We start from the raw sequence: 23,804 nt of genomic DNA, 5'->3' as shown, positions 1-23,804 counted from the left end.
AAAAGTTCGCGCGGCACGCGGGCGCAAGCCTTTGTACAATGACCCGACTCGCCCGGCCCGCGCCGCGGGCCCGATCCCCATTCCACCCACCTCGACGACCATGTCCGACAACGCTTCCTCCACCGTGATCCGCCGCGCCGACTACACGCCGCCGGCCTTCCTCATCGACTCCGTCGCACTCGAATTCGATCTCGCACCGGCTCGCACGGTCGTCAGGAATACGATGCGCGTGCGCCGCAACCCGGACGCCGCGCCCGCACCGCATCTCGAGCTGATGGGCGAAGCGCTCGACTTCCTCGGCGCACGGCTCGACGGCGCGCCGTACGGCGCGGTGCGCGCGCACGAACACGGGCTGACGGTCGAAAACGTGCCCGACGCGTTCGAGCTCACGCTCGACAGCGCATGTGCGCCGGACCAGAACACCACGCTGTCGGGCCTGTACGTCTCGAGCGGCAACTTCTTCACGCAGTGCGAAGCCGAAGGCTTTCGCCGCATCACCTACTTCGTCGACCGGCCGGACGTGATGGCGTCGTACGTCGTCACGCTGCGCGCCGACAAGGCCGCGTACCCGGTGCTGCTGTCGAACGGCAACCTCGTCGACTCGGGCGAGCTGCCGGACGGCCGCCACTTCGCGAAATGGGAAGACCCGTTCCGCAAGCCGAGCTATCTGTTCGCGCTCGTCGCGGGCAAGCTCGTCGCGATCGAGGAGAAGATCACGACCGGCTCGGGCAAGGAAAAACTGCTGCAGGTGTGGGTCGAACCGGCCGATCTCGACAAGACGCGCCATGCGATGGATTCGCTGATCCATTCGATCCGCTGGGACGAGCGGCGCTTCGGCCTCGAGCTCGATCTGGACCGCTTCATGATCGTCGCGGTCGGCGACTTCAACATGGGCGCGATGGAGAACAAGGGGCTCAACATCTTCAACACGAAGTACGTGCTGGCGAACCCCGAGACCGCGACCGACACCGACTTCGCGAACATCGAATCGGTGGTCGGCCACGAGTACTTCCACAACTGGACCGGCAATCGCGTGACCTGCCGCGACTGGTTCCAGCTGAGCCTGAAGGAAGGCCTGACCGTGTTCCGCGACCAGGAGTTCTCGGCCGACATGGCCGCGGGCGACGACGTCGAATCGGCGGCCCGCGCGGTCAAGCGCATCGAGGACGTCCGCGTGCTGCGCCAGCTGCAGTTCGCCGAGGACGCCGGCCCGATGGCGCATCCGGTACGCCCGGAAAGCTATGTCGAGATCAACAACTTCTACACGATGACCGTCTACGAGAAAGGCTCGGAAGTCGTGCGGATGTACCAGACGCTGTTCGGCCGCGACGGCTTCCGCAAGGGGATGGACCTGTACTTCAAGCGCCACGACGGTCACGCGGTCACCTGCGACGACTTCCGGCATGCGATGGCCGACGCGAACGGGCGCGACCTCGCGCAATTCGAGCGCTGGTACAGCCAGGCCGGCACGCCGCGCGTGTCGGTCCGCACCGCCTACGACGCGGCCGCGCGACGCTATACGATCACGCTCGCGCAGGGCTACGGCGACGCGTCGCCGGCCGCGCGCGCGACCCAGCAAGGGCCGCTGCTAATTCCGTTCGCGCTCGGCCTGATCGGCCGCGACGGCCGCGATCTGCCGTTGCGCCTCGACGGCGAAGCCGCTGCGTCGGGCACGACGCGCGTGCTCGAATTCACGGCCGCCGAGCAGACCTTCACGTTCGTCGACGTGGCGGAAGAGCCGCTGCCGTCGCTGCTGCGCAACTTCTCGGCGCCGGTCATCGTCGAGTACGACTACAGCGACGACGATCTCGCGTTCCTGCTCGCGCACGACAGCGATCCGTTCAACCGCTGGGAAGCCGGCCAGCGTCTCGCGACGCGCGCGCTGCTCACGCTCGCCGCGCGCGCCGCGGCGAACGAGCCGCTCGCGCTCGGCGAGAACTTCATCGCCGCGTTCCGCCGCGTGCTGACCGACGACAGCCTGTCGCCCGCGTTCCGCGAGCTCGCGCTGACGCTGCCGTCGGAAACCTATCTGGCCGACCAGATGGCCGAAGCCGACCCGGCCGCCGTGCACCGCGCGCGCCAGTTCGTGCGCCGCCAGCTCGCGACCGCGCTGCGCGCCGAGTGGCTGGCCGCATACGAGCAGCATCAGACGCCCGGCGCGTACGAACCGACGCCCGACGCGGCCGGCCGCCGCGCGCTGAAGAACCTCGCGCTCGCGTATCTCGCCGAACTCGAGGATCCGGCCGAAGCCGTGCGCATCGCCACCGCGCAGTACGACGCGGCGAACAACATGACCGATCGCGCCGCCGCGCTCGGCGCGCTGCTGGCGGGCGCTGCGGCCGGTGCGACGGACGCGGCCGAGCGCGCGCTCGGCGACTTCTACCGCCGCTTCGAGAACGAGGCGCTCGTGATCGACAAGTGGTTCGCGATGCAGGCCGCGCAGCGCGGCACGCCGGCGCGGCCGACGCTCGCGCAGGTCCGCAACCTGATGGCGCATCCCGCGTTCAATCTGAAGAATCCGAACCGCGCACGCTCGCTGATCTTCAGCTTCTGCGCGGCGAACCCGGCGCAGTTCCACGCGGCGGACGGCTCGGGTTACGCGTTCTGGGCCGAGCAGGTGCTCGCGCTCGACGCGATCAATCCGCAGGTCGCCGCGCGCCTCGCCCGCTCGCTCGAACTGTGGCGCCGCTTCACGCCGACGCTGCGCGACCGGATGCGCGAAGCGTTGGAGCAGGTCGCGGCCGGCGCGAAATCGCGCGACGTGCGCGAGATCGTCGAGAAGGCGCTCGCATAACGCGCGCGACGCATCGCCTGCCGCTGCGACCAAGCCGGCGCCGCCTCGTTGCGGCGCCGGCTTTTTTTTGTCGGCTCCACACCGGCCAGGCTCGGGCGGGGCCGCCGCACGGGCGCGTCGCGTCCATGTAACCGGACGAAAAAAGGCGGCGGCGCGACGGGCGTGCCGGGTAAAATTGCGGCAATTCAAGGATTCTTTGGCCTTTCGGAGTCTGTCATGTCCATTGCCCGCCGCACCACGCTGTCCAAGTTCCTGATCGAGCAGCAGCGTGAGACCAACAACCTGCCCGCCGACCTGCGGCTGCTGATCGAAGTCGTCGCCCGCGCGTGCAAGGCGATCAGCTACAACGTGTCGAAGGGCGCGCTCGGCGACGCACTCGGCACCGCCGGCAGCGAGAACGTCCAGGGCGAAGTGCAGAAGAAGCTCGACATCCTGTCGAACGAGATCCTGCTCGACGCGAACGAATGGGGCGGCAACCTCGCCGCGATGGCGTCGGAGGAAATGGAAACGTTCTTCCCGATCCCCGCGAACTACCCGCGCGGCGAATACCTGCTCGTGTTCGATCCGCTCGACGGCTCGTCGAACATCGACGTGAACGTGTCGATCGGCACGATCTTCTCGGTGCTGCGCTGCCCGCACGGCAAGCAGGCCACCGAGGAATCGTTCCTGCAACCGGGCACCGAACAGGTCGCGGCCGGCTACGCGGTGTACGGCCCGCAGTCGGTGTTCGTGCTGACGACCGGCAACGGCGTGAACTGCTTCACGCTCGACCGCGAAGTCGGATCGTGGGTGCTCACGCAAAGCAACATGCAGATCCCGGCCGACACGCGCGAGTACGCGATCAACGCATCGAACGCGCGCCACTGGTACGAGCCGGTGCAGCGCTACGTCTCCGAACTGAACGCCGGCAAGGAAGGCCCGCGCGGCGACAACTTCAACATGCGCTGGATCGCGTCGATGGTGGCCGACGTGCACCGCATCCTGAACCGTGGCGGCATCTTCATGTATCCGGCCGACAAGCGCACGCCCGATCGTCCGGGCAAGCTGCGCCTGATGTACGAAGCGAACCCGATGTCGTTCATCGTCGAGCAGGCAGGCGGCGCGGCGACCACGGGCACGCAGCGCATCATGGAAGTGCAGCCGACCGGCCTGCACCAGCGCGTGCCGGTGTTCCTCGGCTCGAAGAACGAAGTCGAGCGCGTGACCGCCTATCACAACGAAGGCAAATAAATTTGCATCGAAGCACTGGACGAAGGCGCGCGACCTCAGTAGAATCGCGCCTTCGCGATGCGGCCCTCACAAGCCGCATCGTAGTGAAGTGAAAGCGGCAAGCCCGCCGGATCGACGGTTTCGCGAAGTAGAAGCAGCAGCAAGCTGAAAAAATTTCGCAAAACCTATTGCCAAGATCTCGGACTTGACCATATAATTTCATTTCTCTGCTGCCGGTGTAGCTCAGTTGGTAGAGCAGCGCATTCGTAATGCGAAGGTCGTAGGTTCGACTCCTATCTCCGGCACCAAGACATAAAGGCCTGACGAGTAATGCTCGTCAGGCCTTTTCTTTTTTCCGACCCACGTTCGTGCAACACCGCGTGCGCCCGTTCTCCCTCTCATTCAGCCTGCGCTACGCAGCCGCGTGATTGCCGCTGCGACACCTTGCCGTGCGCCACGTTGCGGCAGCCGCCGCTCAGCCAGCATCGCTCCCGACACCGCTCTCCTCTCCCACGCACCACGCCCGGTGAGCCGGCGAATCTGCTGGAAAAAGCGTTTAAGCGTGCATAACATTACTTAACGATTCCGACCCGTCTATCGCGTTACATTGCGAAGGCGGCGCGGCGGGTCGCACTGTCGCCTTCAAGCAGCATGCGGCAGAACAGCCGGCGTCCGGTCATTTCGACTCAAACACAAGGAGAGGATCACCATGACTCATGGCTTGATTATGTGGCTCATCATCGGCGCGATCGCCGGCTGGCTCGCCGGCCTGCTGGTCAAGGGCGGCGGGTTCGGGCTGATCGTCGACATCATCGTCGGCATCGTCGGCGCGGTGATCGGCGGCTGGCTTGCCGGGCTGCTCGGCATCAGCATCGGCAGCGGCTTCATCGGCTCGGTGATCGTCGCGGTGATCGGCGCCGTGATCCTGCTGTTCGTGATCCGGCTATTCAGGCGCGCGGCCTGACGATCTTCTCGCGCGCCTTCGGGCGCGTTTTCGTTTCTGGCCCACCGAGACGCGGCGCGCAGCCCTTCGCGCGCCGCCGTCCTCGTCAGCGGCCGTTGCCGTGCCGCAGCCAGCCGTCCAGCACGTCGGACGTCAGCAAGCCGCTGCGCGCGTCGCGCACACCGTCGCGGCCGATCCACACGGTACGCGGCATTTCTCCTCGCCATCCCGCATCGAGCGCCGCGCGCAGCCGCTCGGGCATCGGCTCCGCGTTCGCGTATTGCGCCACTTGCGGCGGCAAGTTCATTTGCGCGAGCGCGTGGGCGAGCGCGGCAGCGCTGTCATCGTAAGCGTCGAGCGCGACCATCGCGAGCCGCACGTCCGGATGCCGGCGCTGCCACGCCACCAGATGCGCGGCATTCTCGCGACAATAGCCGCAGTCCAGCGACCAGATCTCGACGGCGAGCGGCCGCTCATGCGCGCTCGCGTACAGCGTCGCGACCTCGGCCGCACGCAGCGGCTGCAGCTCGCCGGCCCATGCCGGCACGCTCGCGAGCAGCGCGCCGAGCGCCACGATCCACCCTCGCTTCATTGCGCGCCCTCCACCGGAATCAGCCGATAGCCGTCGTTACGCGTGCGCCACGACACGTAGATGCGGCCCGCATCGTCGAGCAGCTGCGGGTTGTCGCTCGCGCCGGACGTCGACGCGATGTCGCGCGGCGCCGACCAGTGCTCGCCGCGATCGTCCGAGCGGCGCAGCCTGATGTGCATCGTGTCGCCGTCGAACGCCTTCCACGCGAGCCACACGATGTCGCCGCGCGCGACGAGCGCCGCATGCGACGCCTGTTCGTCCGGCGCCGCCGGATTCGCGCCGAACGCCCACGGCGCGCCGCGCGGCCGCCCGTCTGCGTCGATGCGCGAATAGAACACGTCGGCGCGGCCGTCGACCACGCCGAACCACGCGATGTGGCGCGTGCCGTCCGGCGTGATCGCGAGCGCGGGCCCGTGCTCGGGGCACGCGTCGACCCGCCAGTTCGAGAAGGTCGCGCGCAACGGCACGACCGGCTCCGATGCCGCGATCGGCAGCACCGCGAGCACGTGATCGCGAATCTGCCCGGGAAACACGTTGCGCCATACGGCCTCGATGCGGCCGGCCGGATCGACGGCCATCGCGATCCGGCAGCATTCGCACGTGTGGTCGGTCACCTTGCGCTCCGCTTCGAACGACGCGCCGCCGTCCCGCGACACCGCGTAGTAGACGGCCGCGCCGTCGTACGACTGCCCCGCCGCCTTCGCCGCGACGAGATCGCGCTTGTCGATCCACGCGATCGCGATGTTGCCGGCCGGGTCGACGGCCATCATGTCGAAGCGGTGCGTGATCGCCTGACGGTCGCGATGCACGGTGATCGGCACGCTCCACGTCGCGCCGCCGTCGAGCGAACGCGAGAAGCGCACCATCCCCGTGTAGGGCGCATCGAGCGGCATCGACCACGACACGTACACCGCGCGGCCGTCCGGGCTCGTCGCGAGCTTCGGCCGATTTTCCGCGCTGGTGTAGATCGGCTCGGGCATCGCGTTGACGGTGACCGGCGCGGACAGCGTGCGGCCCGCGTCGTCCGAGTGCGCGACGACGACGTGCGCGCCTTCTACCCATGCGACCCACAGCCGGTGCCGCGCATCGAACGCCGCGCCGGTGGCGAGCGGCGGCTTCTGCTGCGCCGGCGCCGGCTGCATGCTCATGTGCGCGGCATGCGGATCGGCCGCCTGCGGTGCGGCGTGCGTATCCCGCAGATCGTGCGCGGCGGCGCACGACAGCGTTGCGAGCCACAACGCGCAAGCTGCCGCGAACGATTTCACAGCGACCATTTCAATTCTCCAAAGAAGGTACGGCCCGGGTACGGATGGAACACGTAGTAGCGGCGGTCGGTCACGTTGTCGATGCCGACCGAGGCGCTCCAGTGACGGTCGAAGCTGTAACGGGCCTTCAGATCGACGATCGTGAAGTTGCTGGTGCCGCCGTACACGTCGGGATTCACGTCGCTGTTGTCGAGCGTGTTGAACTGGCGGCCCGAGTAGCGCACGCCGACGCTTCCCAGCCAGTGTTCGTCGAAGCGGTACGACGCGAGCAGGTTCGCGCGCACGCGCGGGATGCGCGGAAAGCGCGACCCCACGTACGCCGGATTGACGGCATCGGCCAGGATCTGCGCGTTGCTGGCGGAGACGTTCGCGTCGATGTCGAGCCCGCGCAGCCCGACGTTGCGGCCGCTGAATGCGAGCTCGACGCCGCGCACGCGCACGCGGTCGACGTTCGAGATATTGGTGACCGTCGTTGCGCCCGACACCGTCGTCTGGCTGTAGATCGAATCGCGCAGGTCGCTCTGGAACACGCTCGCCCGCACCACGCCGACGCCGACGTCGCGCTCGGCCGTGAAATCCCAGTCGATCGCCTTTTCCGGCCGCAGGCCCGGGTTGTTGTTGACGATCGCGTTGTTCGAGATCGTCCCCTGGAACAGCTCGCCGACCGTCGGAAAACGCGTGCCCGTCGCGAACGACAGCCGGAAGCGCCACACGTCGGTCGCGTCCCATTGCAGCGCGACCTTCGGCGACAGCGCATTCGCGCCGCGGTCGGCGTAGCCGAGCGTGGCGCTCCCGTTGCCGAGCGCGCCGCCGTAGGCGTCCCAGCGCTCGTAGCGCAGGCCGAGCGTCGCGAGCCAGCCGGGCGCGAACCGCCACGCGTCCTGCGCGAACAGCGCCTGCGTGCGCGTATCGCCGCGGTAGACGCTCGCGACCGACGCGCTCGGCCCGGCCAGCCAGTCGGCCGTGTTGTACGTGACGTTGCGCAGGAAATAGTTGTCGTAGTGATAGCCGAACGTGAGCGTATGACCATGCACGTCCGGCGCCTCGGCCTTCAGGTCGAGCGTGCGCCAGCCCGTGCCGTTGCCGTCGAACAGCGTCCCCGCACCGCCCTGCGCGGTCGACGCGGCGCGCAGCACGTCGCGCGACACGTCGTAGGCCGACACCACGCCCGACAGCCTCCAGCCGGAATCGAGCCGGCCGTTCAGCCCGAGCGCGTACAGCCAGTTCTCCTGGTCGCCGCGCTGCGGCGCGAATGCGCTTGGCGCGACGGTCATGTTGCGGCCGCCGATCGACACGTTGCCGCCGTACACCGGATTGCCGGCCGCGTCGCGCAGGAAGGTGGCGCCGTGCTGCCGGTAGTGGTTTTCCCAGTGACCGAGCGTGAGGGTCGCATCGACGTGGTCGGTGAACGCATAGCCCATCCGCACCGTGCCGTTGAGCTGCTCGGTCCGCTCGATGTTCTGCGCGCCGACGATCGTGCGCGGCTTGCCGTTGGGCCCGATGTCGGTGGCCGCGCCGGTCACGGGCACCGCCGCGCCGAGTCGCGGGTTGTACGCGGCATTGGGACTCGCATACTGCATCGGCTGGCCATCGTTCTCCAGCCGGTCGAGCGACAGCGAAAACCAGAACCTGCCGATGCGGTTCGCGATTCTCGCCGTCTGATGGTTGCCGCCGAAGCTGTCCGCGAACCCGTAGCCGTCGCGATAGCGCTGCGTGAAGAACTGCGTCGACACCGACGCCTCGAGCCGGTCGGGCTTGCGCGTCGTCAGCAGCACGGTCGAGCCGATCGCGTTGCCCGGATAGAGCGCGGAAAACGGGCCGTACAGCACGTCGACGCGCGCGATGTCGTCGGGGGCGATCAGCGACCAGCGCGGCGGGTACGCATAGCTCGAGCCGAGCAGGTTCGACAGCAGCAGGCCGTCGGCATAGACGAGCCCGCGCGCACTCTGCAGCTCGTTGAAGTCGCGCCCGGCGAACACGCTGTTGCGGTCGCCGATGTAGCGCTTGCGCACCATCAGGTTGGGCGCGTACTTCAGCGCGTCCTCGGTGCTGGTGTTGGTGTGCGAGTCGATCTGCTCGCGCGTGATCGACTCGACGACGGCCGGCGTGTCGGGATCGACGCTTTGGCGCTGGGCGGTGATGCTGACGGCGCTGAGCGTGTCGCCGGTCGGCGTGGGTGCGGGCGTGGGCACGGCAGCGGACGGCGCGCCGTCGGCGGACACGCGCGTCGCGCCGGAGGTCGGATCGGCGGACGCGCCGTCGATCGGGGCCGCTTGCGCGAGCGGCCATACGAAAGCGGTCGCGCACGCGAGCGCGAGCCGTCCGCGCGGCGGGCGCGCGGCGAAGGTGAACGACATGGATCAATTCCTGAAAACGTGACCGAATGCCGCAGCACGCGAGCGCACGCAGCGCGCGCGTGAGGCGTGGCGCGCGGAACGCGCCCGCGGGCGGCACGCGCGCCGTCGAGGCGCGCGGACGATATCAATCAGATCGGGACGTTTTCAGGCGGGCCGCGCGGCTGCGCGAGTCGGATAGGCTGCCCGGGACGATCGGGCACGACAGGTGCGACGGCCCGGTAGGCGAACGCGCGCACGAAGCCGGGCAAGACAGGCACGCTGGTGGCGAGCGCGACGTTCGACGCGAAGCCCGGGCAGTACACGCAGTGCGGTACGGCGGCATGGTCGAACGACGCCGCGCCCTGCTCGTCGGCGGACGGTGCGAACACGACGCGGTGGGCGCCGGCCGCACTGCACAGCTCGAGCGGAAGCGCGCCGGAACCGCTCGCCGCGACGCGCGCATAGCCGATGACTGGCGACAGTACGTTCAGTACCAGCGCCAGCCAGACGAGGCCGATCCATCGCGTCTTTCGTGTCATCGCGGTCGAGGAAAAAGTGCGCGCGAAGTATAACAAGCGGACCGATCGTTGCCGATCCTGCGCGGCGCAATAGTCGGCATCGGACAGCGCGCGCCAACGCATGTGCCGTTAATACAACAGAGACAAAAACTAACGATTCGCCTCTGGCATAAATCCGAGCGCGAGGTTGATAATTATTGAACCCGCTGGAGAAACGATCATGGATGAAAGACCAACCCGCATGCCGCCGCCCGAGCAAGTGATGAGCCCGGATCCGGAGCCCGTCGGCGTCGAGTTCCTCGCCGAGTTGCCCGAGCACGTCCGGGCATTCTTCGACGAGCAGCACAAGCTCTACGCGCCGAAGTGATCGCGCGTTCCGTTCCGTAACCGTCGCGTGTCGATCGAGATCGTGCGGTTTCTCGCTGCGTTTCGTGCGCAGATCGCTTTGCACCCGGGCTGCAACGGCCTGACGGTGCCGGTTCGGCGCGTCCGCTGAATATCCGCTGTCGCGTCGCTCCGCCGCGCGGCCGTCTTCGTCTATCCTTCTGGTTTTCCCGCCACGGCCCCTGCGGCCACTTCCGAACGTCCCGATGAAACAAGCCATTCGTGCCAGCCTCGCTGTCGCCACGCTGGGTGTCGCATTCCTTTCGGCGCCGCCCGCAGCGCGCGCAGACGGCGACGACACCGCGCTCACCAATCTCGTCGCCCTTGCGTCGCAGCGGCTCGCGCTTGCCGAGCCGGTCGCGCGCTGGAAATGGGCCAACCACCAGGCGATCGAAGACAAGCCGCGCGAAGCCGCGCTGCTCGCGTCGGTGGAAAAGCGCGCGGTCCAAGCCGGCGTCGACGCGGCGGTCGCCCGCACCTTCTTCGAGGACCAGATCGCCGCCAGCAAGGACGTGCAAAACGCGCTGTTCGCCAACTGGCGCGCGACGCGGCCTCCGGAAGGAACGCCACCCGACCTCGCGACCAGCACGCGCCCGGCGCTCGACCAGCTCACGCAGAAGATGCTGGCCGCGCTCGCGCAAGCCGCGCCGGTACGCGACGCACCGGATTGCCAGGCGCGGCTCGCGCGCAGCATCGCGAACTGGAAGACGCTTACCCGCTACGATTCGACGCGTACGCAGGCGCTCGGCACCGCGCTGTCCCATGTTTGCTCGGCGGGCGGCGCCAGCGCGATCGGCTGACCGGCCGCCACGATCGCAGGCAGCCGCGCGCGATTCTCAGTCGGCTGCCGCGAACGCCGCCAGCGGGATCAATTGGAGGCCGCGCGCGAGATAGGTCTGCAACAGACGCTGCGTATGGGGCTCGAACGCGCCGTCCGTGCCGTCCGCCGCGAGCCGCGCGGCGGCGTCGAGCGACTCGGCCACGCCGAGGTAGCGCCACGCATCGATCACATGAAACAGGCTGCGCTCGCCGTGCGCCTCGAACGCGACCGCGCCGTCGAACGGCCAGGGCGCATCACCGGCACGTACGGCCGCAGCCGTGGGTCGCCGGTTGTATGCCGGGCGCAGGCGCGCGATCCACTGCGCTTCGGCAAGCATCGCGCCCAGCTCGTTGCCGGTCTCCCGCCACTCGACGCGCCGCACCTGCTGCGCGATCCGCATTTCCTTCGACGAGCGCCGCTCGCCGGTCAGCAGCGCACGCAAGCGCTGCCGGACACGCACGCTGCGGCCGACGTACAGCGCTTCGTCGCCCTCGCCGAACAGCGCATAGGCGCCGCATCCGGCCGGCGCGGTATCGAGCCATGCTTCGGTCAAGTCGCCGCCCAGACGGAAGTGGCGCGTCGTACGTGCGATCTGGTCGCGCAAGCGCTCGAGCGGCACGAGCGTGTGTAATTGCCGCCAGAACTGCCAAATCAGGTCCGCATCCGCGAGCGCGCGGTGGCGCGCGGCGGGGACCAGCCCATACCGCTCGATCAGCGCATCGAGGCCATGCCGCGACTCGCGCGGAAACAGCGCGCGCGACAGCTTCACCGTGCATAGCACGTCGGGGTTGAATGCGAGGCCGGCGCGCTCGAATTCTGCGCGCAGAAAACCACGGTCGAAGCTCGCGTTGTGCGCGACGAACAGCTTGCCGTCCAAACGCTCGAACAGCGCCGGCGCGAGCGACGCAAACGACGGCGCGTCGCGCACCATGTCGTCCGAAATACCGGTCAGCTGTTGGATGAACGGCGGGATCGGCTGCCCGGGATTGACCAGCGTCGTCCATGTGGACATGTGGCCCGGACCGATTTCGACTACCCCGATTTCGGTAATGCGATGTTCGGCGGGCGATCCACCAGTGGTTTCGAGGTCGACGAAGACGAGCGGCTGTTCGCTGGCAGGATCGGACGGATAAAGGTCGGACATGAAGAGACGGGAGAAACGATGCTTCCGCGAGTATGCACCGGCGCGGGTGTCGCGGGCCAGTGCAACCGAAATCGATCCGCCCGTCGACCGTTTTCGCGGCCGGAAAAGCAAAAAGCCCCCGCTATGCGGGGGCCGGACGTGATCGGTACTACGCGGCGCGTCAGGCTGCCTGGATATTCGCTGCCTGCTTGCCCTTCGGGCCGACCTTCACCTCGAACGAAACGCGCTGGTTTTCCTTCAACGTCTTGAAGCCTTCCATCCGGATTTCGGAGAAGTGCGCAAACAAATCTTCGCCGCCATTGTCGGATGTAATAAAGCCAAAACCTTTAGCATCGTTAAACCATTTTACGATACCGGTATCCATACCTTCGTTCCCCACTCGTTTAGATCAAAAAAGCTACCATTTATAGCCGCTTCCCGAACACCCGTAACAGCGTGCCGATTCCCAATGGGCGCTGCGTCCGGGGACGGAGTGCTCACTTTATAAATTGGACGATCGAGGCGCGTCAAGCAAATTTTTAACGCCCTCTTTATCAAAATCACATCAATGCCATTGGAATGGGCACACACTCGTCTTCTATTAACTAATTCGCGCCAAAACCCTGTCAATATTACCGGGCATGGAGCACCGTTAATCGAAATGATGAAAAACATACCGGGGTCGAATCATGCCGGTAAAATCCTCGGGGTTTTTTCCGGTTGCGCAAGCCGCGCCACGTTGCGATGCTGGAGTCACGCAATTGGAGGAGAAGGTCATGTGGCTGGACGGAATCAAGCGCTTCGCGAGCCGACTCGCACGCGCACGCCGCAAGTCCCGCGCGCTGGCCGAGTCCCGTGAAGCGCCATGTGACACCGAGTTCGATCCGACCTGGCACGGCGACCATTGGCAAAACCTGTTGGCGTCGCCGCTGGATGCCCGTCACTACGTGATGGAAGACTGGACCTATACGCCGCCGCAGGCGCAAACCAACGACGCGGAACCGGCTGCGAGACGCAAGCGACGCTCGTACTCGTAGCGGCGCGGGAGAAGCCGCGGGGAAGGACAGGAACGACGGGCAAAAAAAAGCGCGACTGGGAAGTCGCGCCGACAAAGGTTTGGAGATCTTTTCCGTCAACGAAAAAGTCTGCTTCGGAAAGCAGAGACTGCAGTATAACGAGATTACATCCTTTCATTATCCATGCTCCGCACAAACCTCTATTGCCGATGTGTCAATAATCGGATTGTTTGCGCGGTGGCGTTGGCAGTGTCGCGACGGCGCAACGTCAGTACGCACTGCTGACGACTGCAATCGTATGTTGCGCCGCCGCAATGCCCGGATAATCGGGGCACTCCGCCCGCGCGACGATTCTTGCGCCATCCTAAATACAGTATTGCGGCACGCGCTTCTCTACCGGAGCCACGGCGCTTCATACACTACAAAACGGATTGGTGACTGAGCGGCCGCTGCCCCGCATGTCGCGCGCGTACCGCTCGATGGCGATGCGCGCGACAGCCCACTGCCGCTTCGATCGACAACAATCGTTTGGAGACAGATCATGAAAAAGACGCTGATCGTTGCCGCATTGGCCGGCATTCCCGCGATCGCCGCCCATGCGCAAAGCAGTGTCACGCTATACGGGCTGATCGACGCCGGCATCACCTACACGAACAACCAGGGCGGCCACAGCGCGTGGCAGGAAACGAGCGGCTCGATCAACGGCAGCCGCTGGGGGCTGCGCGGTACCGAGGATCTCGGCGGCGGCCTGAAAGCAATCTTCACGCTGGAGAACGGCTTCGGCATCAACAATGGCACGCTGAAGCAGAACGGCCGCGAGTTCGGCCGGCAGGCATTCGTCGGGCTTGCGCACGACGGCTTCGGCTCGCTCACGCTCGGCCGCCAATACGACAGCGTCGTCGATTACCTGGGGCCGCTGTCGCTCACGGGCACGCAGTACGGCGGCACCGAGTTCGCGCACCCGTTCGACAACGACAACCTGAACAACTCGTTCCGGATCAACAACGCCATCAAATACCAGAGCGTGAACTACGGCGGCCTGAAATTCGGCGCACTGTACGGCTTCTCGAACGCCACGAACTTCGCGAACAATCGCGCATACAGCGTCGGCGCGTCATACAGCTACCTCGGCTTCAACGTCGCGGCCGCTTACATGCAGCTGAACAACAACGTCAACGCGCCGGCGCTCGCGGCCAGCGACCCGGGCGCCGTGGCCGGCGACTGGACCTTCGCGGCTGGCCGCCAGCGTACCTGGGGCGCCGGCCTGAACTACGGCTTCGGCCCGGCGACCGCCGGCTTCGTGTTCACGCAGACTCGCCTCACCGATTCGGCCGGCATCAGCGCCGGACAGTCGGGTGTGTCGCGCGGCATCGCGCTCGCGGGCGGCACGCGCTTCAACAACTACGAGGTGAACGGCCGCTATGCGCTGACGCCGGCATTCTCGCTGGCCGGCTCGTACACCTACACCGATGCCCGCCTCGACGGCCAGTCGCCCAGCTGGCACCAGTTCAACCTGCAAGCCGACTATGCGCTGTCGAAGCGCACCGACCTGTATCTGCAAGGAGAATACCAGCGCGTCAACGCGGACGGCTTGGCGATCGGCGCGAACATCAACGGGCTCGGCAGCGCGTCGTCGACGAACAAGCAAATCGCCGTCACCGCGGGTATGCGCCACCGCTTCTGAACCATCGCAGCCGTCACGGGCGCTGGCCGTGCGGGCGCCGCGGACGTCGATACGCATCACTGCGACGCCGCACGCCGCTACCCGCTCATGCGTCGTCCCGCGCCGGATAGCGCACGTCGAGCACGTCGATCGGTTGCGGGCCGGCCGGCGTCATCAACGTGACGGTATCGCCGATCTTCGCCTTGATCAGCGCCCGTGCAATCGGCGAGATCCAGCTGACGCAGCCGCGGTCGAGGTCCACCTCGTCGATCCCGACGATCGTCACGGTGTGGTCCTCGCCGTCCGGCGTCGCGTAATCGACGGTCGCGCCGAAGAACACCTGGTCGACGTTCTCCTGCCGGCTCGCGTCGACGACTTCGGCGAGATCGAGCCGCTTCGTCAGGAAGCGGATCCGGCGGTCGATTTCGCGCAGGCGCCGCTTGCCGTAGATGTAATCGCCGTTCTCGGACCGGTCGCCGTTCGACGCGGCCCACGACACGAGGCGCACGACCTCCGGACGCTCGACGTCGATCAGGTTCAGCAACTCGTCCCTGAGCCGCTTGTGGCCGGCCGGCGTGATGTAGTTCTTGGTGCCCGCCGGGATCGCCGGCTGACCGGGGTCGAGATCGTCGTCGTCGCCTTCCGATTCTTTGACAAACGCCTTGTTCATGATGCTGATTCGATACGTGAATGACTGATGCCCCAAGGGTACACGAACGCGGGCATGCAAGATCAGGCGACATTTTTTGCGGATAAGGCTTCCCTTTTTATACAACCCTGCTATACTTCCGCTTCTGCGTGCGGCTGTAGCTCAGTTGGATAGAGTACTTGGCTACGAACCAAGGGGTCGTGGGTTCGAATCCTGCCAGCCGCGCCACCTTTTCGAGGGCCTTCCAAACCGAAGGCCCTTTCAGTTCGAAGCAGTAGTGTTTGTTGTTGCGTGCGGCTGTAGCTCAGTTGGATAGAGTACTTGGCTACGAACCAAGGGGTCGTGGGTTCGAATCCTGCCAGCCGCGCCACTTTTTTGGGGGCCTTCCCATCGCAGAAGGTTCCGACAGTTGAAGCAGTACCGTCTTGCGTGCGGCTGTAGCTCAGTTGGATAGAGTACTTGGCTACGAACCAAGGGGTCGTGGGTTCGAATCCTGCCAGCCGCGCCACCTCAGAAGGGCCTTCCTCCGGGAAGGCCCTTTTTTCCTTTCCGCTCCCTTCTTCGACTTCCCTTCCGTCGCCCCAAAGAAAACGGCGGCCCGTGGCCGCCGTCTCGACTCGCCGCAACCGTGCAGCGTCAGTAATCCTGGCGCTCGCGCTCGATCCGCATGCCGCCGTCGTGACGCGCATGCGCGCCGTCCTCGGTCGAGCGTTCGCGCATGATCCGCATCACGTCGGGATTGGTGCGCACGCGGCGCATCACGTTCGCGAGATGCAGGCGGTCGCTGACCTGGATGACGAAGCGCAGCACCGTCGACTCGTGCGTCAGATCTTCGTCCATCGCGATATGCACGATGTTCGCGTCGGCCGACGTGATGTCCGCCGCAACGCGCGCGAAGATGCCCTTCGTGTTCTTGACCAGCGCCTTCACCGCGACGTCGAACAGCCTGCCCGGCTGCGGCGCCCATTCGACGTCGATCCAGCGCCCCGGATCGCGCCGGTGGATGCGCTGCGCGACACGGCAATCGGTCGTATGAATCGCCATCCCGAGGCCGATGCCGATATAGCCCATGATCGCATCGCCCGGAATCGGCCGGCAGCATGCCGACAGCTGCACCGACATGCCTTCGGTGCCGGTGATCACGACCGGCGGCGCATGGTGCGCGGGATGGCGCTCGGACTTCGGCAGATCGTCGTCCGCGTCGCGGCCGCTCATCAGCACTTCGATGCGCTTGGCCATCACGGCCGCCACCCGCCGGCCGAGGCCGATGTCCGCGAAGATTTCCTGGCGACTCTTGTTGCCGGTCCACTGGACGAGCTTGTCCCACACCTCCGGCGTCACGTCGGCGAGCGCGAACCCGTAACCCTTCAGGCTCTGGTCGACGAGCCGCTCGCCGAGCTGCACCGACTCGTTCAGGCGCATCGTCTTCAGATAGTGACGAATCGCCGAACGCGCCTTGCCGGTGCGCACGAAGCCGAGCCACGCCGGGTTCGGCTTCGAATACGGCGCCGTGATCACCTCGACGATATCGCCGCTCTTGAGCTCGGTGCGCAGCGGCAGCAATTCGTTGTTGATCTTCACGGCCACGCACTGGTTGCCGAGATCGCTGTGGATCGAATACGCGAAGTCGAGCGCCGTCGCGCCGCGCGGCAGCGCCATGATCTTCGACTTCGGCGTGAACACGTAGACGGCGTCCGGGAACAGGTCGATCTTCACGTGCTCGAGGAACTCACTCGAATCGCCCGCTTCGCTCTGGATGTCGAGCAGCGACTTCAGCCACTGGTGCGCGCGCTTCTGCACGTCGTTCAGATCGGCGCCGCCGTTCTTGTACAGCCAATGGGCGGCCACGCCGGCCTCGGCGATCTCGTGCATCTTGCGCGTGCGCACCTGGAACTCGATCGGCGCGCCGAACGGGCCGACGAGCGTCGTGTGCAGCGACTGATAGCCGTTGATCTTCGGGATCGCGATGTAGTCCTTGAACTTGCCGGGCACCGGCTTGTACAGCGCATGCAGTGCGCCGATGCACGTGTAGCAGTCGAGCGGGTTGTCGACGACGACGCGAAAGCCGTACACGTCGAGCACCTGCGAGAACGACAGCTGCTTGTCGCGCATCTTGCGGTAGATGCTGTAGATGGTCTTTTCGCGGCCGGTGATTTCCGCGTCGATCTTCGCGTCGGTCATCGCACGCTGCGCGGCCTCGAGGATCTTGCTGATCACCTCGCGACGATTGCCGCGCGCGGCCTTCACGGCCTTCTCGAGCGTCGCGTAGCGATGCGGGTTGAAGTTCGCGAAGCTCATGTCCTGCAGCTCGCGATACGTGTTGTTCAACCCGAGGCGGTGCGCGATCGGTGCGTAGATGTCGAGCGTCTCGCGCGCGACGCGGCGGCGCTTTTCCATCGGCACCGCGCCGAGCGTGCGCATGTTGTGCAGCCGATCGGCGAGCTTGACGAGGATGACGCGCACGTCGCGCGCCATCGCGAGCAGCATCTTGCGGAAGTTTTCCGCCTGCGCTTCCTCGCGGCTGCGGAATTCCATCTTGTCGAGCTTCGACAAGCCATCGACCAGTTCCGCGACCTTCGGGCCGAACCGTTCGGCCAGCTCGCTCTTGGTCACGCCCTGGTCTTCCATCACGTCGTGCAGCAGCGCGGCCATCACGGCTTGCGCGTCGAGCTTCCAGCCGGCGCAGATTTCCGCGACGGCGACCGGATGAGTGATGTAGGGTTCGCCGCTCTGGCGATATTGACCGAGGTGGGCTTCGTCGCTGAAGTGGAACGCCGCCTTGACCTCTTTGATTTCGTCCGGACCGAGATACTCGGCAAGCGCGGTCGTCAGATTCGCGATCGAAACGACGCCGTGCTTGCGAGGCTGCTCCGGTGTGGCGGTCGGCCCGAACAAATGCCGGAAGGATTGTTCGAGGACCGCGTCGATGTACTGGCGCGCAGGCGACTGGGCCGTGACTTCGGTGGTCGAATCCGCGGAGGCGGACGATGGGGTGGTGCTCATATTCGCCTCCAGGTCGAGTCGTTGCGCGCGTGCACTACATGGCTGGAACGGGCCGGATGCGCGTTACACCGGCACCTTCTTCAGCATCTCGACGCCGACCTGACCGGCAGCGATTTCGCGCAGCGCGACGACCGTCGGCTTGTCGCGGCTTTCGATCTTCGGCGTATGGCCTTGCGCGAGCTGCCGCGCGCGGTAGGTGGCGGCGAGCGCCAGTTCGAAGCGGTTGGGGATTTGCTTCAGGCAGTCTTCGACGGTAATGCGAGCCATGTTGGAAATTCCTTCTGAATATAGTCGTTATTCTACCTTATGTCCCTCTACCCTCGCGTCATTCCGCGTGGGGCAGATGGATGCCGAGTTCGATGAACAGCTCCGCATGTCGCGCGTACTGCGAACCAAAACGCAGGCGCGTCGCCGCGACGATGCACTCCAGTTCCGCGAGCGCACGATCGAAATTCTCGTTGATCACCACGTATTCCGCTTCGGACGCGTGCGCCATCTCGCTGCCGGCCGCGAGCAGGCGGCGCGTGATGACGTTCGGCTCGTCCTGGCCGCGCTTCTTCAGACGCTCCTCGAGCGCATCGAGCGACGGCGGCAGGATGAAGATGCCGACCGCGTTGTGAAACTGCCGCTTCACCTGCTGCGCGCCCTGCCAGTCGATCTCGAGCAGCACGTCGTGGCCGCTCGCCATCTGCTCCTCGATCCACACGCGCGACGTGCCGTAGTAGTTGCCGTGCACTTCCGCGCTTTCGAGGAATTCGTGCGCGGCGTGACGCGCGCGGAAATCCTCGACGGTGGTGAAGTGATAGTGCTGGCCGTCCTGCTCGCCCGGGCGCGGCTTGCGCGTCGTGTACGAAATCGACAGGCAGATGTCGCTGTCCTTCGACAGCAGCGCGTTCACGAGCGTCGACTTGCCGGCGCCCGACGGCGCGATGACCATGAACAGGTTGCCGGGATAGACGCCGCCGTGCAGCGCATGCGACGCGTGGCCGTCGCGATGGGAATCGGTCATGACAGCCTCCGCCGGGCCGCCCCCTCGGGGGGCAGCGAACGTAGTGAGCATGGGGATCGTTTCATCTCTGTTACTCCAGGTTTTGCACTTGCTCACGCATCTGCTCGATCAACAGCTTGAGCGCCATCGATGCGTCGGCGAGCTCCTTCGCCGCCGCCTTCGAGCCGAGCGTGTTCGCTTCGCGATTCAGTTCCTGCATCATGAAGTCGAGACGCTTGCCGACGCGGCCGCCCTTCTCGATCACATGACGCGTTTCGTTCAGGTGCGCGGTGAGGCGCGACAGCTCTTCCGCGATGTCGATGCGGATGCCGTACATCGTCACTTCCTGACGAATGCGCTCCGCCGCTTCCTCGCGCGTGACGATCGTCGCGCTGCCTTCCGGCGCCGCGAGGCCAAGCGCTTCCTGCAGCCGCTCGACGATCTTCTGCTGATGTTTCGCGATCAGCTCCGGCACGAGCGGCGTGATGCGCGCGACGATCGCCTCCATTTCGGTGACGTTCGACAGCAGCATCGTCGCGAGTTGCGCGCCTTCGCGCGAGCGCACCACGACCAGCTCGCCGATCGCTTCCTTGCCGCACGCGAGCACCGCGTCGCGGATCGCGTCCGCCGACACGCCGCTCTCGGCCAGCACGCCGGGCCAGCGCAGGACTTCACCGGCGCGCAGGCGGCCGACGCCCGGGAACGCATCGAGCACGGAGCGCTCGAGCTCGGCGAGCTGGCCGAGCGCCGTCTGGTTCAGCGCGCCCGCGCCGATGCTCTGCTCGCCGCGCTGCAGGTTGATACGGACGTCGACCTTGCCGCGCGACAGCTTGTTCATCAGCATTTCGCGCAGCGCCGGCTCGCATGCGCGCACGTCGTCGGGCATCCGGAAATTGAGGTCGAGGAAACGCGAGTTCACGGTGCGCAGTTCGACCGACACGCTCGCGCCGCCGTTGCCGGCAGCCGTCGCGAGTTCGCGCGTCGCGCTCGCATAGCCCGTCATGCTGTAGATCATGGTTCGTCTCGCCGTGGGTGTGCCCGGATCGGGCGGGAATAAGTCGAGGCGCCCGGCGCATTGCAAGGCGCGGGGCGGGAAGCGCGCATTATCCCATTTTTGCGCGCGACCCCGCCGGGCAAGGCCGCCGTTCGGCGCTAAAATCGGGGTTTCCTCTTCCGTGCCCGATTCCCGATGACGTCATCCCTGTCCCGCCCGAGCGGCCGTCGCGCCGACGAACTGCGCAAGGTCGCCCTCACGCGCCACTACACGAAACACGCCGAAGGCTCGGTGCTCGTCGAATTCGGCGATACCAAGGTGATCTGCACGGCGAGCGTCGTGGAACGCGTGCCCGAATTCCTGCGCGAGCGCGGCCAGGGCTGGCTGACCGCCGAATACGGGATGCTGCCGCGCGCGACGCACACACGCAGCGATCGCGAAGCAGCGCGCGGCAAGCAGACGGGCCGCACGCAGGAGATTCAGCGCCTGATCGGCCGCGCGCTGCGCGCGGTGTTCGATCTGGAAGCGCTCGGCCCGCGCACCATCAACATCGACTGCGACGTGATCCAGGCCGACGGCGGCACGCGCACGGCGAGCATCACCGGCGCGTTCGTCGCCGCGCACGACGCCGTGTCGAAGCTGATCGCGGCCGGCAAGCTCGCGCGCTCGCCGATCACCGATCACGTCGCGGCGATCTCGGTCGGCGTGTACGAAGGCGCGCCCGTGCTCGACCTCGACTACGCGGAAGACTCGCGCTGCGACACCGACATGAACGTCGTGATGACGGGCGCCGGCGGCTTCGTCGAAGTCCAGGGCACCGCCGAAGGCGTGCCGTTCTCGCGCGCCGAAATGAACGCGCTGCTCGACCTCGCGCAAGCCGGCATCGGCCGGCTCGTGCAGCTGCAGAAGGACGTTCTGGGCGCCGACCATGTCTGACGATCGCACTGCCGCGCCGCTGTCGCGCATCGTGCTCGCGTCGAACAACGCCGGCAAGCTGCGCGAATTCGCGGCGCTGTTCTCGACGGTCGGCATCGAGATCGTCCCGCAGGGCGAGCTGGCCGTGCCCGAGGCCGACGAGCCGTTCGGCACGTTCATCGAGAATGCGCTGACCAAGGCGCGTCATGCGGCGCGCCTCACCGGCCTGCCGGCGATCGCCGACGATTCCGGCCTGTGCGTGCGCGCGCTGCGCGGCGCGCCGGGCGTCTATTCGGCGCGCTATGCGCAGCGTGCCGGCGGCGCTCGCGGCGACGCGGCGAACAACGCGCATCTGGTCGAGCAGCTGCGCGGCGTCGACGACCGCCGCGCCTACTATTGCTGCGTGCTCGCGCTGGTGCGTCATCCGGACGATCCCGAGCCGCTGTTCGCCGAAGGGCGCTGGATCGGCGAGATCGTCGACACCCCGCGCGGCGAGCACGGCTTCGGCTACGACCCGTATTTCTACGTGCCGGCGCTCGGCGCGACGGCCGCCGAGCTCGAGCCGGCCGTGAAGAACACGCACAGCCATCGAGCGCTTGCGCTCGACGCGCTGCTCGCGCGGCTCGCAGAGGAAACCGCATGATCGTCTACGTAACGCCTTCGCAACCGGAGGCCGCATGAGCCAGGCGGCGCAAACCGGCGCACGCGTCGTCGCGACGTTCACGTCGCCCGGGCAGGTGCGGCTCACGTCGCTGCCGCCGCTCGCGCTGTACGTGCATTTTCCGTGGTGCGTGCGCAAGTGTCCGTACTGCGATTTCAATTCGCACGAATGGAAAGGCGAGCGCTTCCCGGAAACCGAGTATCTCGACGCGCTGCGCGCCGATCTCGAGCAGGCGCTGCCGCTCGTGTGGGGCCGCCAGGTGCATACGGTGTTCATCGGCGGCGGCACGCCGAGCCTGCTGTCGGCGGCCGGCCTCGACCGGCTGCTGTCCGACGTGCGCGCGCTGCTGCCGCTCGACGCGGATGCCGAGATCACGCTCGAGGCGAACCCCGGCACGTTCGAAGCGGCGAAGTTCGCGCAGTTTCGCGCGAGCGGCGTGAACCGCCTGTCGGTCGGCATCCAGAGCTTCAACGAAGGTCATCTGAAGGCGCTCGGCCGCATTCACGACACGGCGCAGGCGCGCGCGGCCGTCGAGATCGCCGCGCAGACCTTCGACAACTTCAACCTCGACCTGATGTTCGCGCTGCCCAACCAGACGCTCGCCGAATGCCGCGCCGACATCGAGACGGCGCTGTCGTATGCGCCACCGCATCTGTCGCTCTATCACCTGACGCTCGAGCCGAACACGCTGTTCGCGAAGTTCCCGCCGGTCGTGCCGGACGACGACGCGTCGGCCGACATGCAGGAATGGATCCACGAGCGCACGGCCGAGGCCGGCTACGGCCGCTACGAGGTGTCCGCGTATGCGAAGCCGAATCATCAGTGCAAGCACAACCTGAATTACTGGCGCTTCGGCGACTATCTCGGAATCGGCGCGGGCGCCCACACGAAGCTGTCGTTCCCGAACCGGATCCTGCGCCAGGCGCGCTACAAGCATCCGGCCACCTTCATCGAACAGGCGATGGCCGGCACGCCGGTGCAGGAAGAACGCGAAGTGGGCGCGCGCGACCTGCCGTTCGAGTTCATGCTGAACACGCTGCGGCTCGTGGAGGGCTTCCCGGTGCACAGCTTCGCCGAACGCACCGGCCTGCCGATGGGCACGATCGAGCCGGCGCTGAACGAAGCGGAACGCCGCGGGCTCATCACGCGCGACTTCACGCAGATCGCGCCGACGCCGCTCGGCCAGCGCTTTCTCAACGACCTGCAGGAATTGTTCCTGCGCGACGATTGACGCGGAACGACGCGGCATTTCGGTTACAATGCACGCCTCGCGTGGAAGCGTGGCCGAGCGGTTTAAGGCACCGGTCTTGAAAACCGGCGACGGGAAACTGTCCGTGAGTTCGAATCTCACCGCTTCCGCCAGGAAATTCGCCAAACCCCGTCCATTCATCGAATGACGGGGTTTTTGTTTGTCCGCGGCGTTTGCGCGCGCAGCGCCGCAACGCGCCGACGCGCGCCGCCGGATGCCGTTACAATCCGGCGCTCCGAACCGCGAAACGGGACACCCACGTCATGAAACCCTTCATCGCCTCCTCGCTCGTCGCGCTGCTGGCCACGGTCGGCACGCATGCGGCGGCTGCCGATTCCGCCTCCGACGCCGACGCGCAAACGCCGTCGTGCGCGATCGCGTACGTGAAAGGCGTCGGCGGCTCGCCGCGCAGCCTGCGCGAATATCTGGCGAGCCCGACGCCGTACAACTACCTGAAGGAAAACGAGCTGCAGTGCAAGGTGTCGGACGACGGGCGCGCATCGAACTGCACCGGCGTGACCTACATCCGCAACGAGCAGGTCAGCGTGTACGACGATTCCGACCCGGCGACGCTGACCGTCGTCGCCCCGGTGGAGCTCGATCACGGCCAGAAATATCCGGTGATCCTCGTCATTCAGCGCAAGGACGCGCGCTGCGCCCGTTGAGCGGCGCTGCCGCGGGA

22 protein-coding genes and 5 tRNA genes are annotated in these 23,804 nt (G+C 66.4%); 16 read left to right on the top strand and 11 right to left on the bottom strand.

Annotated features, from left to right (window positions below; all coding sequences use genetic code 11):
- Window positions 1-100: 100 nt before the first annotated feature.
- The 4 genes from pepN to C3Y15_RS11480 all read left to right on the top strand — a co-directional run bounded on the left by pepN (window position 101) and on the right by C3Y15_RS11480 (window position 4,967).
- Window positions 101-2,794, top strand: a complete 2,694-nt coding sequence (pepN, locus tag C3Y15_RS11495; RefSeq protein WP_045579359.1) for an aminopeptidase N — start codon at window positions 101-103, stop codon at window positions 2,792-2,794.
- 216 nt (window positions 2,795-3,010) lie between these two features.
- The gene (locus C3Y15_RS11490; protein WP_011883759.1) at window positions 3,011-4,024 is read left to right on the top strand and encodes a class 1 fructose-bisphosphatase; all 1,014 of its coding nucleotides are present in this window, start codon (window positions 3,011-3,013) and stop codon (window positions 4,022-4,024) included.
- Window positions 4,025-4,235: 211 nt separating this feature from the next.
- Window positions 4,236-4,311: transfer RNA gene (locus C3Y15_RS11485), tRNA-Thr, on the top strand.
- A gap of 401 nt (window positions 4,312-4,712) precedes the next feature.
- Entirely contained in the window at window positions 4,713-4,967 is a 255-nt protein-coding gene (locus C3Y15_RS11480) for a GlsB/YeaQ/YmgE family stress response membrane protein (protein ID WP_006476609.1), read from the top strand.
- A gap of 85 nt (window positions 4,968-5,052) precedes the next feature.
- On the opposite strand, the gene C3Y15_RS11475 is transcribed toward C3Y15_RS11480, so the two are convergent.
- From C3Y15_RS11475 to C3Y15_RS11460, 4 genes are all read right to left on the bottom strand, one after another.
- On the bottom strand, window positions 5,053-5,538 hold the full coding sequence (locus C3Y15_RS11475; protein ID WP_041493788.1) for a thiol-disulfide isomerase: 486 nt from the start codon (window positions 5,536-5,538) through the stop codon (window positions 5,053-5,055).
- On the bottom strand, window positions 5,535-6,812 hold the full coding sequence (locus C3Y15_RS11470) for a sialidase family protein (protein WP_059475602.1): 1,278 nt from the start codon (window positions 6,810-6,812) through the stop codon (window positions 5,535-5,537). The genes C3Y15_RS11475 and C3Y15_RS11470 overlap by 4 nt, the downstream gene beginning before the upstream one ends.
- The gene (locus C3Y15_RS11465) at window positions 6,800-9,160 is read right to left on the bottom strand and encodes a TonB-dependent receptor (protein WP_059475601.1); all 2,361 of its coding nucleotides are present in this window, start codon (window positions 9,158-9,160) and stop codon (window positions 6,800-6,802) included. The genes C3Y15_RS11470 and C3Y15_RS11465 overlap by 13 nt, the downstream gene beginning before the upstream one ends.
- Before the next feature lie 128 nt (window positions 9,161-9,288).
- Window positions 9,289-9,678 (bottom strand): DUF2946 domain-containing protein, encoded by a 390-nt coding sequence (locus C3Y15_RS11460; RefSeq protein ID WP_043291644.1) that lies wholly within the window; start codon window positions 9,676-9,678, stop codon window positions 9,289-9,291.
- Between the two features lie 199 nt (window positions 9,679-9,877).
- On the opposite strand from C3Y15_RS11460, the gene C3Y15_RS31710 reads away from it, so the two are divergent.
- Both C3Y15_RS31710 and C3Y15_RS11455 read left to right on the top strand, forming a co-directional pair.
- Complete coding sequence (locus C3Y15_RS31710) at window positions 9,878-10,024, top strand: hypothetical protein (RefSeq protein WP_006476612.1); 147 nt, start codon at window positions 9,878-9,880, stop codon at window positions 10,022-10,024.
- A gap of 223 nt (window positions 10,025-10,247) precedes the next feature.
- Entirely contained in the window at window positions 10,248-10,841 is a 594-nt protein-coding gene (locus tag C3Y15_RS11455; protein ID WP_011883744.1) for a chorismate mutase, read from the top strand.
- Between the two features lie 36 nt (window positions 10,842-10,877).
- Here the strand turns inward: C3Y15_RS11455 and C3Y15_RS11450 are convergent, their stop codons facing one another.
- The gene (locus tag C3Y15_RS11450; RefSeq protein ID WP_011883743.1) at window positions 10,878-12,005 is read right to left on the bottom strand and encodes an exonuclease domain-containing protein; all 1,128 of its coding nucleotides are present in this window, start codon (window positions 12,003-12,005) and stop codon (window positions 10,878-10,880) included.
- A 160-nt stretch (window positions 12,006-12,165) separates the two neighbouring features.
- Window positions 12,166-12,369, bottom strand: coding sequence for a cold-shock protein (locus tag C3Y15_RS11445; RefSeq protein ID WP_011883742.1), 204 nt, complete (start codon window positions 12,367-12,369; stop codon window positions 12,166-12,168).
- A 391-nt stretch (window positions 12,370-12,760) separates the two neighbouring features.
- On the opposite strand from C3Y15_RS11445, the gene C3Y15_RS11440 reads away from it, so the two are divergent.
- The gene (locus tag C3Y15_RS11440) at window positions 12,761-13,021 is read left to right on the top strand and encodes a hypothetical protein (RefSeq protein ID WP_014722650.1); all 261 of its coding nucleotides are present in this window, start codon (window positions 12,761-12,763) and stop codon (window positions 13,019-13,021) included.
- 520 nt (window positions 13,022-13,541) lie between these two features.
- A complete protein-coding gene (locus C3Y15_RS11435; protein ID WP_014722649.1) occupies window positions 13,542-14,684 on the top strand; it encodes a porin in 1,143 nt (380 codons plus the stop codon).
- 85 nt (window positions 14,685-14,769) lie between these two features.
- Here C3Y15_RS11435 and greB read toward each other — a convergent pair whose 3' ends face one another.
- On the bottom strand, window positions 14,770-15,333 hold the full coding sequence (gene greB, locus C3Y15_RS11430; protein WP_011883732.1) for a transcription elongation factor GreB: 564 nt from the start codon (window positions 15,331-15,333) through the stop codon (window positions 14,770-14,772).
- A 130-nt stretch (window positions 15,334-15,463) separates the two neighbouring features.
- Between greB and C3Y15_RS11425 the strand changes: the two genes are divergently transcribed.
- The 3 genes from C3Y15_RS11425 (at window position 15,464) to C3Y15_RS11415 (ending at window position 15,820) form a co-directional block, all read left to right on the top strand.
- A tRNA-Arg gene (locus tag C3Y15_RS11425) sits at window positions 15,464-15,540 on the top strand.
- 65 nt (window positions 15,541-15,605) lie between these two features.
- Window positions 15,606-15,682: transfer RNA gene (locus C3Y15_RS11420), tRNA-Arg, on the top strand.
- Window positions 15,683-15,743: 61 nt separating this feature from the next.
- A tRNA-Arg gene (locus C3Y15_RS11415) sits at window positions 15,744-15,820 on the top strand.
- A gap of 128 nt (window positions 15,821-15,948) precedes the next feature.
- Here the strand turns inward: C3Y15_RS11415 and C3Y15_RS11410 are convergent.
- From C3Y15_RS11410 to C3Y15_RS11395, 4 genes are all read right to left on the bottom strand, one after another.
- The gene (locus C3Y15_RS11410; RefSeq protein ID WP_011883730.1) at window positions 15,949-18,315 is read right to left on the bottom strand and encodes a bifunctional (p)ppGpp synthetase/guanosine-3',5'-bis(diphosphate) 3'-pyrophosphohydrolase; all 2,367 of its coding nucleotides are present in this window, start codon (window positions 18,313-18,315) and stop codon (window positions 15,949-15,951) included.
- A 63-nt stretch (window positions 18,316-18,378) separates the two neighbouring features.
- Window positions 18,379-18,582 carry a DNA-directed RNA polymerase subunit omega gene (gene rpoZ, locus C3Y15_RS11405; protein WP_006025620.1) on the bottom strand — a complete coding sequence of 68 codons (204 nt, stop codon included), beginning with the start codon at window positions 18,580-18,582 and terminating at the stop codon, window positions 18,379-18,381.
- 58 nt (window positions 18,583-18,640) lie between these two features.
- Window positions 18,641-19,324 carry a guanylate kinase gene (gene gmk / locus C3Y15_RS11400; protein WP_011883728.1) on the bottom strand — a complete coding sequence of 228 codons (684 nt, stop codon included), beginning with the start codon at window positions 19,322-19,324 and terminating at the stop codon, window positions 18,641-18,643.
- Window positions 19,325-19,394: 70 nt separating this feature from the next.
- Window positions 19,395-20,318, bottom strand: a complete 924-nt coding sequence (locus C3Y15_RS11395) for a YicC/YloC family endoribonuclease (RefSeq protein WP_011883726.1) — start codon at window positions 20,316-20,318, stop codon at window positions 19,395-19,397.
- A 174-nt stretch (window positions 20,319-20,492) separates the two neighbouring features.
- Here C3Y15_RS11395 and rph point away from each other — a divergent pair, with 174 nt between their 5' ends.
- The 5 genes from rph to C3Y15_RS11370 all read left to right on the top strand — a co-directional run bounded on the left by rph (window position 20,493) and on the right by C3Y15_RS11370 (window position 23,787).
- The gene (gene rph, locus C3Y15_RS11390) at window positions 20,493-21,233 is read left to right on the top strand and encodes a ribonuclease PH (protein WP_011883725.1); all 741 of its coding nucleotides are present in this window, start codon (window positions 20,493-20,495) and stop codon (window positions 21,231-21,233) included.
- Window positions 21,226-21,855 (top strand): RdgB/HAM1 family non-canonical purine NTP pyrophosphatase, encoded by a 630-nt coding sequence (rdgB, locus tag C3Y15_RS11385; RefSeq protein ID WP_034194120.1) that lies wholly within the window; start codon window positions 21,226-21,228, stop codon window positions 21,853-21,855. The genes rph and rdgB overlap by 8 nt, the downstream gene beginning before the upstream one ends.
- Before the next feature lie 34 nt (window positions 21,856-21,889).
- The gene (gene hemW, locus C3Y15_RS11380; RefSeq protein WP_045579366.1) at window positions 21,890-23,104 is read left to right on the top strand and encodes a radical SAM family heme chaperone HemW; all 1,215 of its coding nucleotides are present in this window, start codon (window positions 21,890-21,892) and stop codon (window positions 23,102-23,104) included.
- 43 nt (window positions 23,105-23,147) lie between these two features.
- Window positions 23,148-23,235, top strand: a tRNA-Ser gene (locus tag C3Y15_RS11375).
- A 150-nt stretch (window positions 23,236-23,385) separates the two neighbouring features.
- Window positions 23,386-23,787, top strand: a complete 402-nt coding sequence (locus C3Y15_RS11370) for a hypothetical protein (RefSeq protein ID WP_011883719.1) — start codon at window positions 23,386-23,388, stop codon at window positions 23,785-23,787.
- Window positions 23,788-23,804 lie beyond the last annotated feature (17 nt).

The sequence above is a fragment of the Burkholderia sp. B10 genome, assembly GCF_004368385.1.
Lineage (GTDB): Bacteria > Pseudomonadota > Gammaproteobacteria > Burkholderiales > Burkholderiaceae > Burkholderia > Burkholderia vietnamiensis.
Note: the sequence above shows the minus strand (reverse complement) of the source record. Positions and strands in the feature narration are given on the sequence as shown.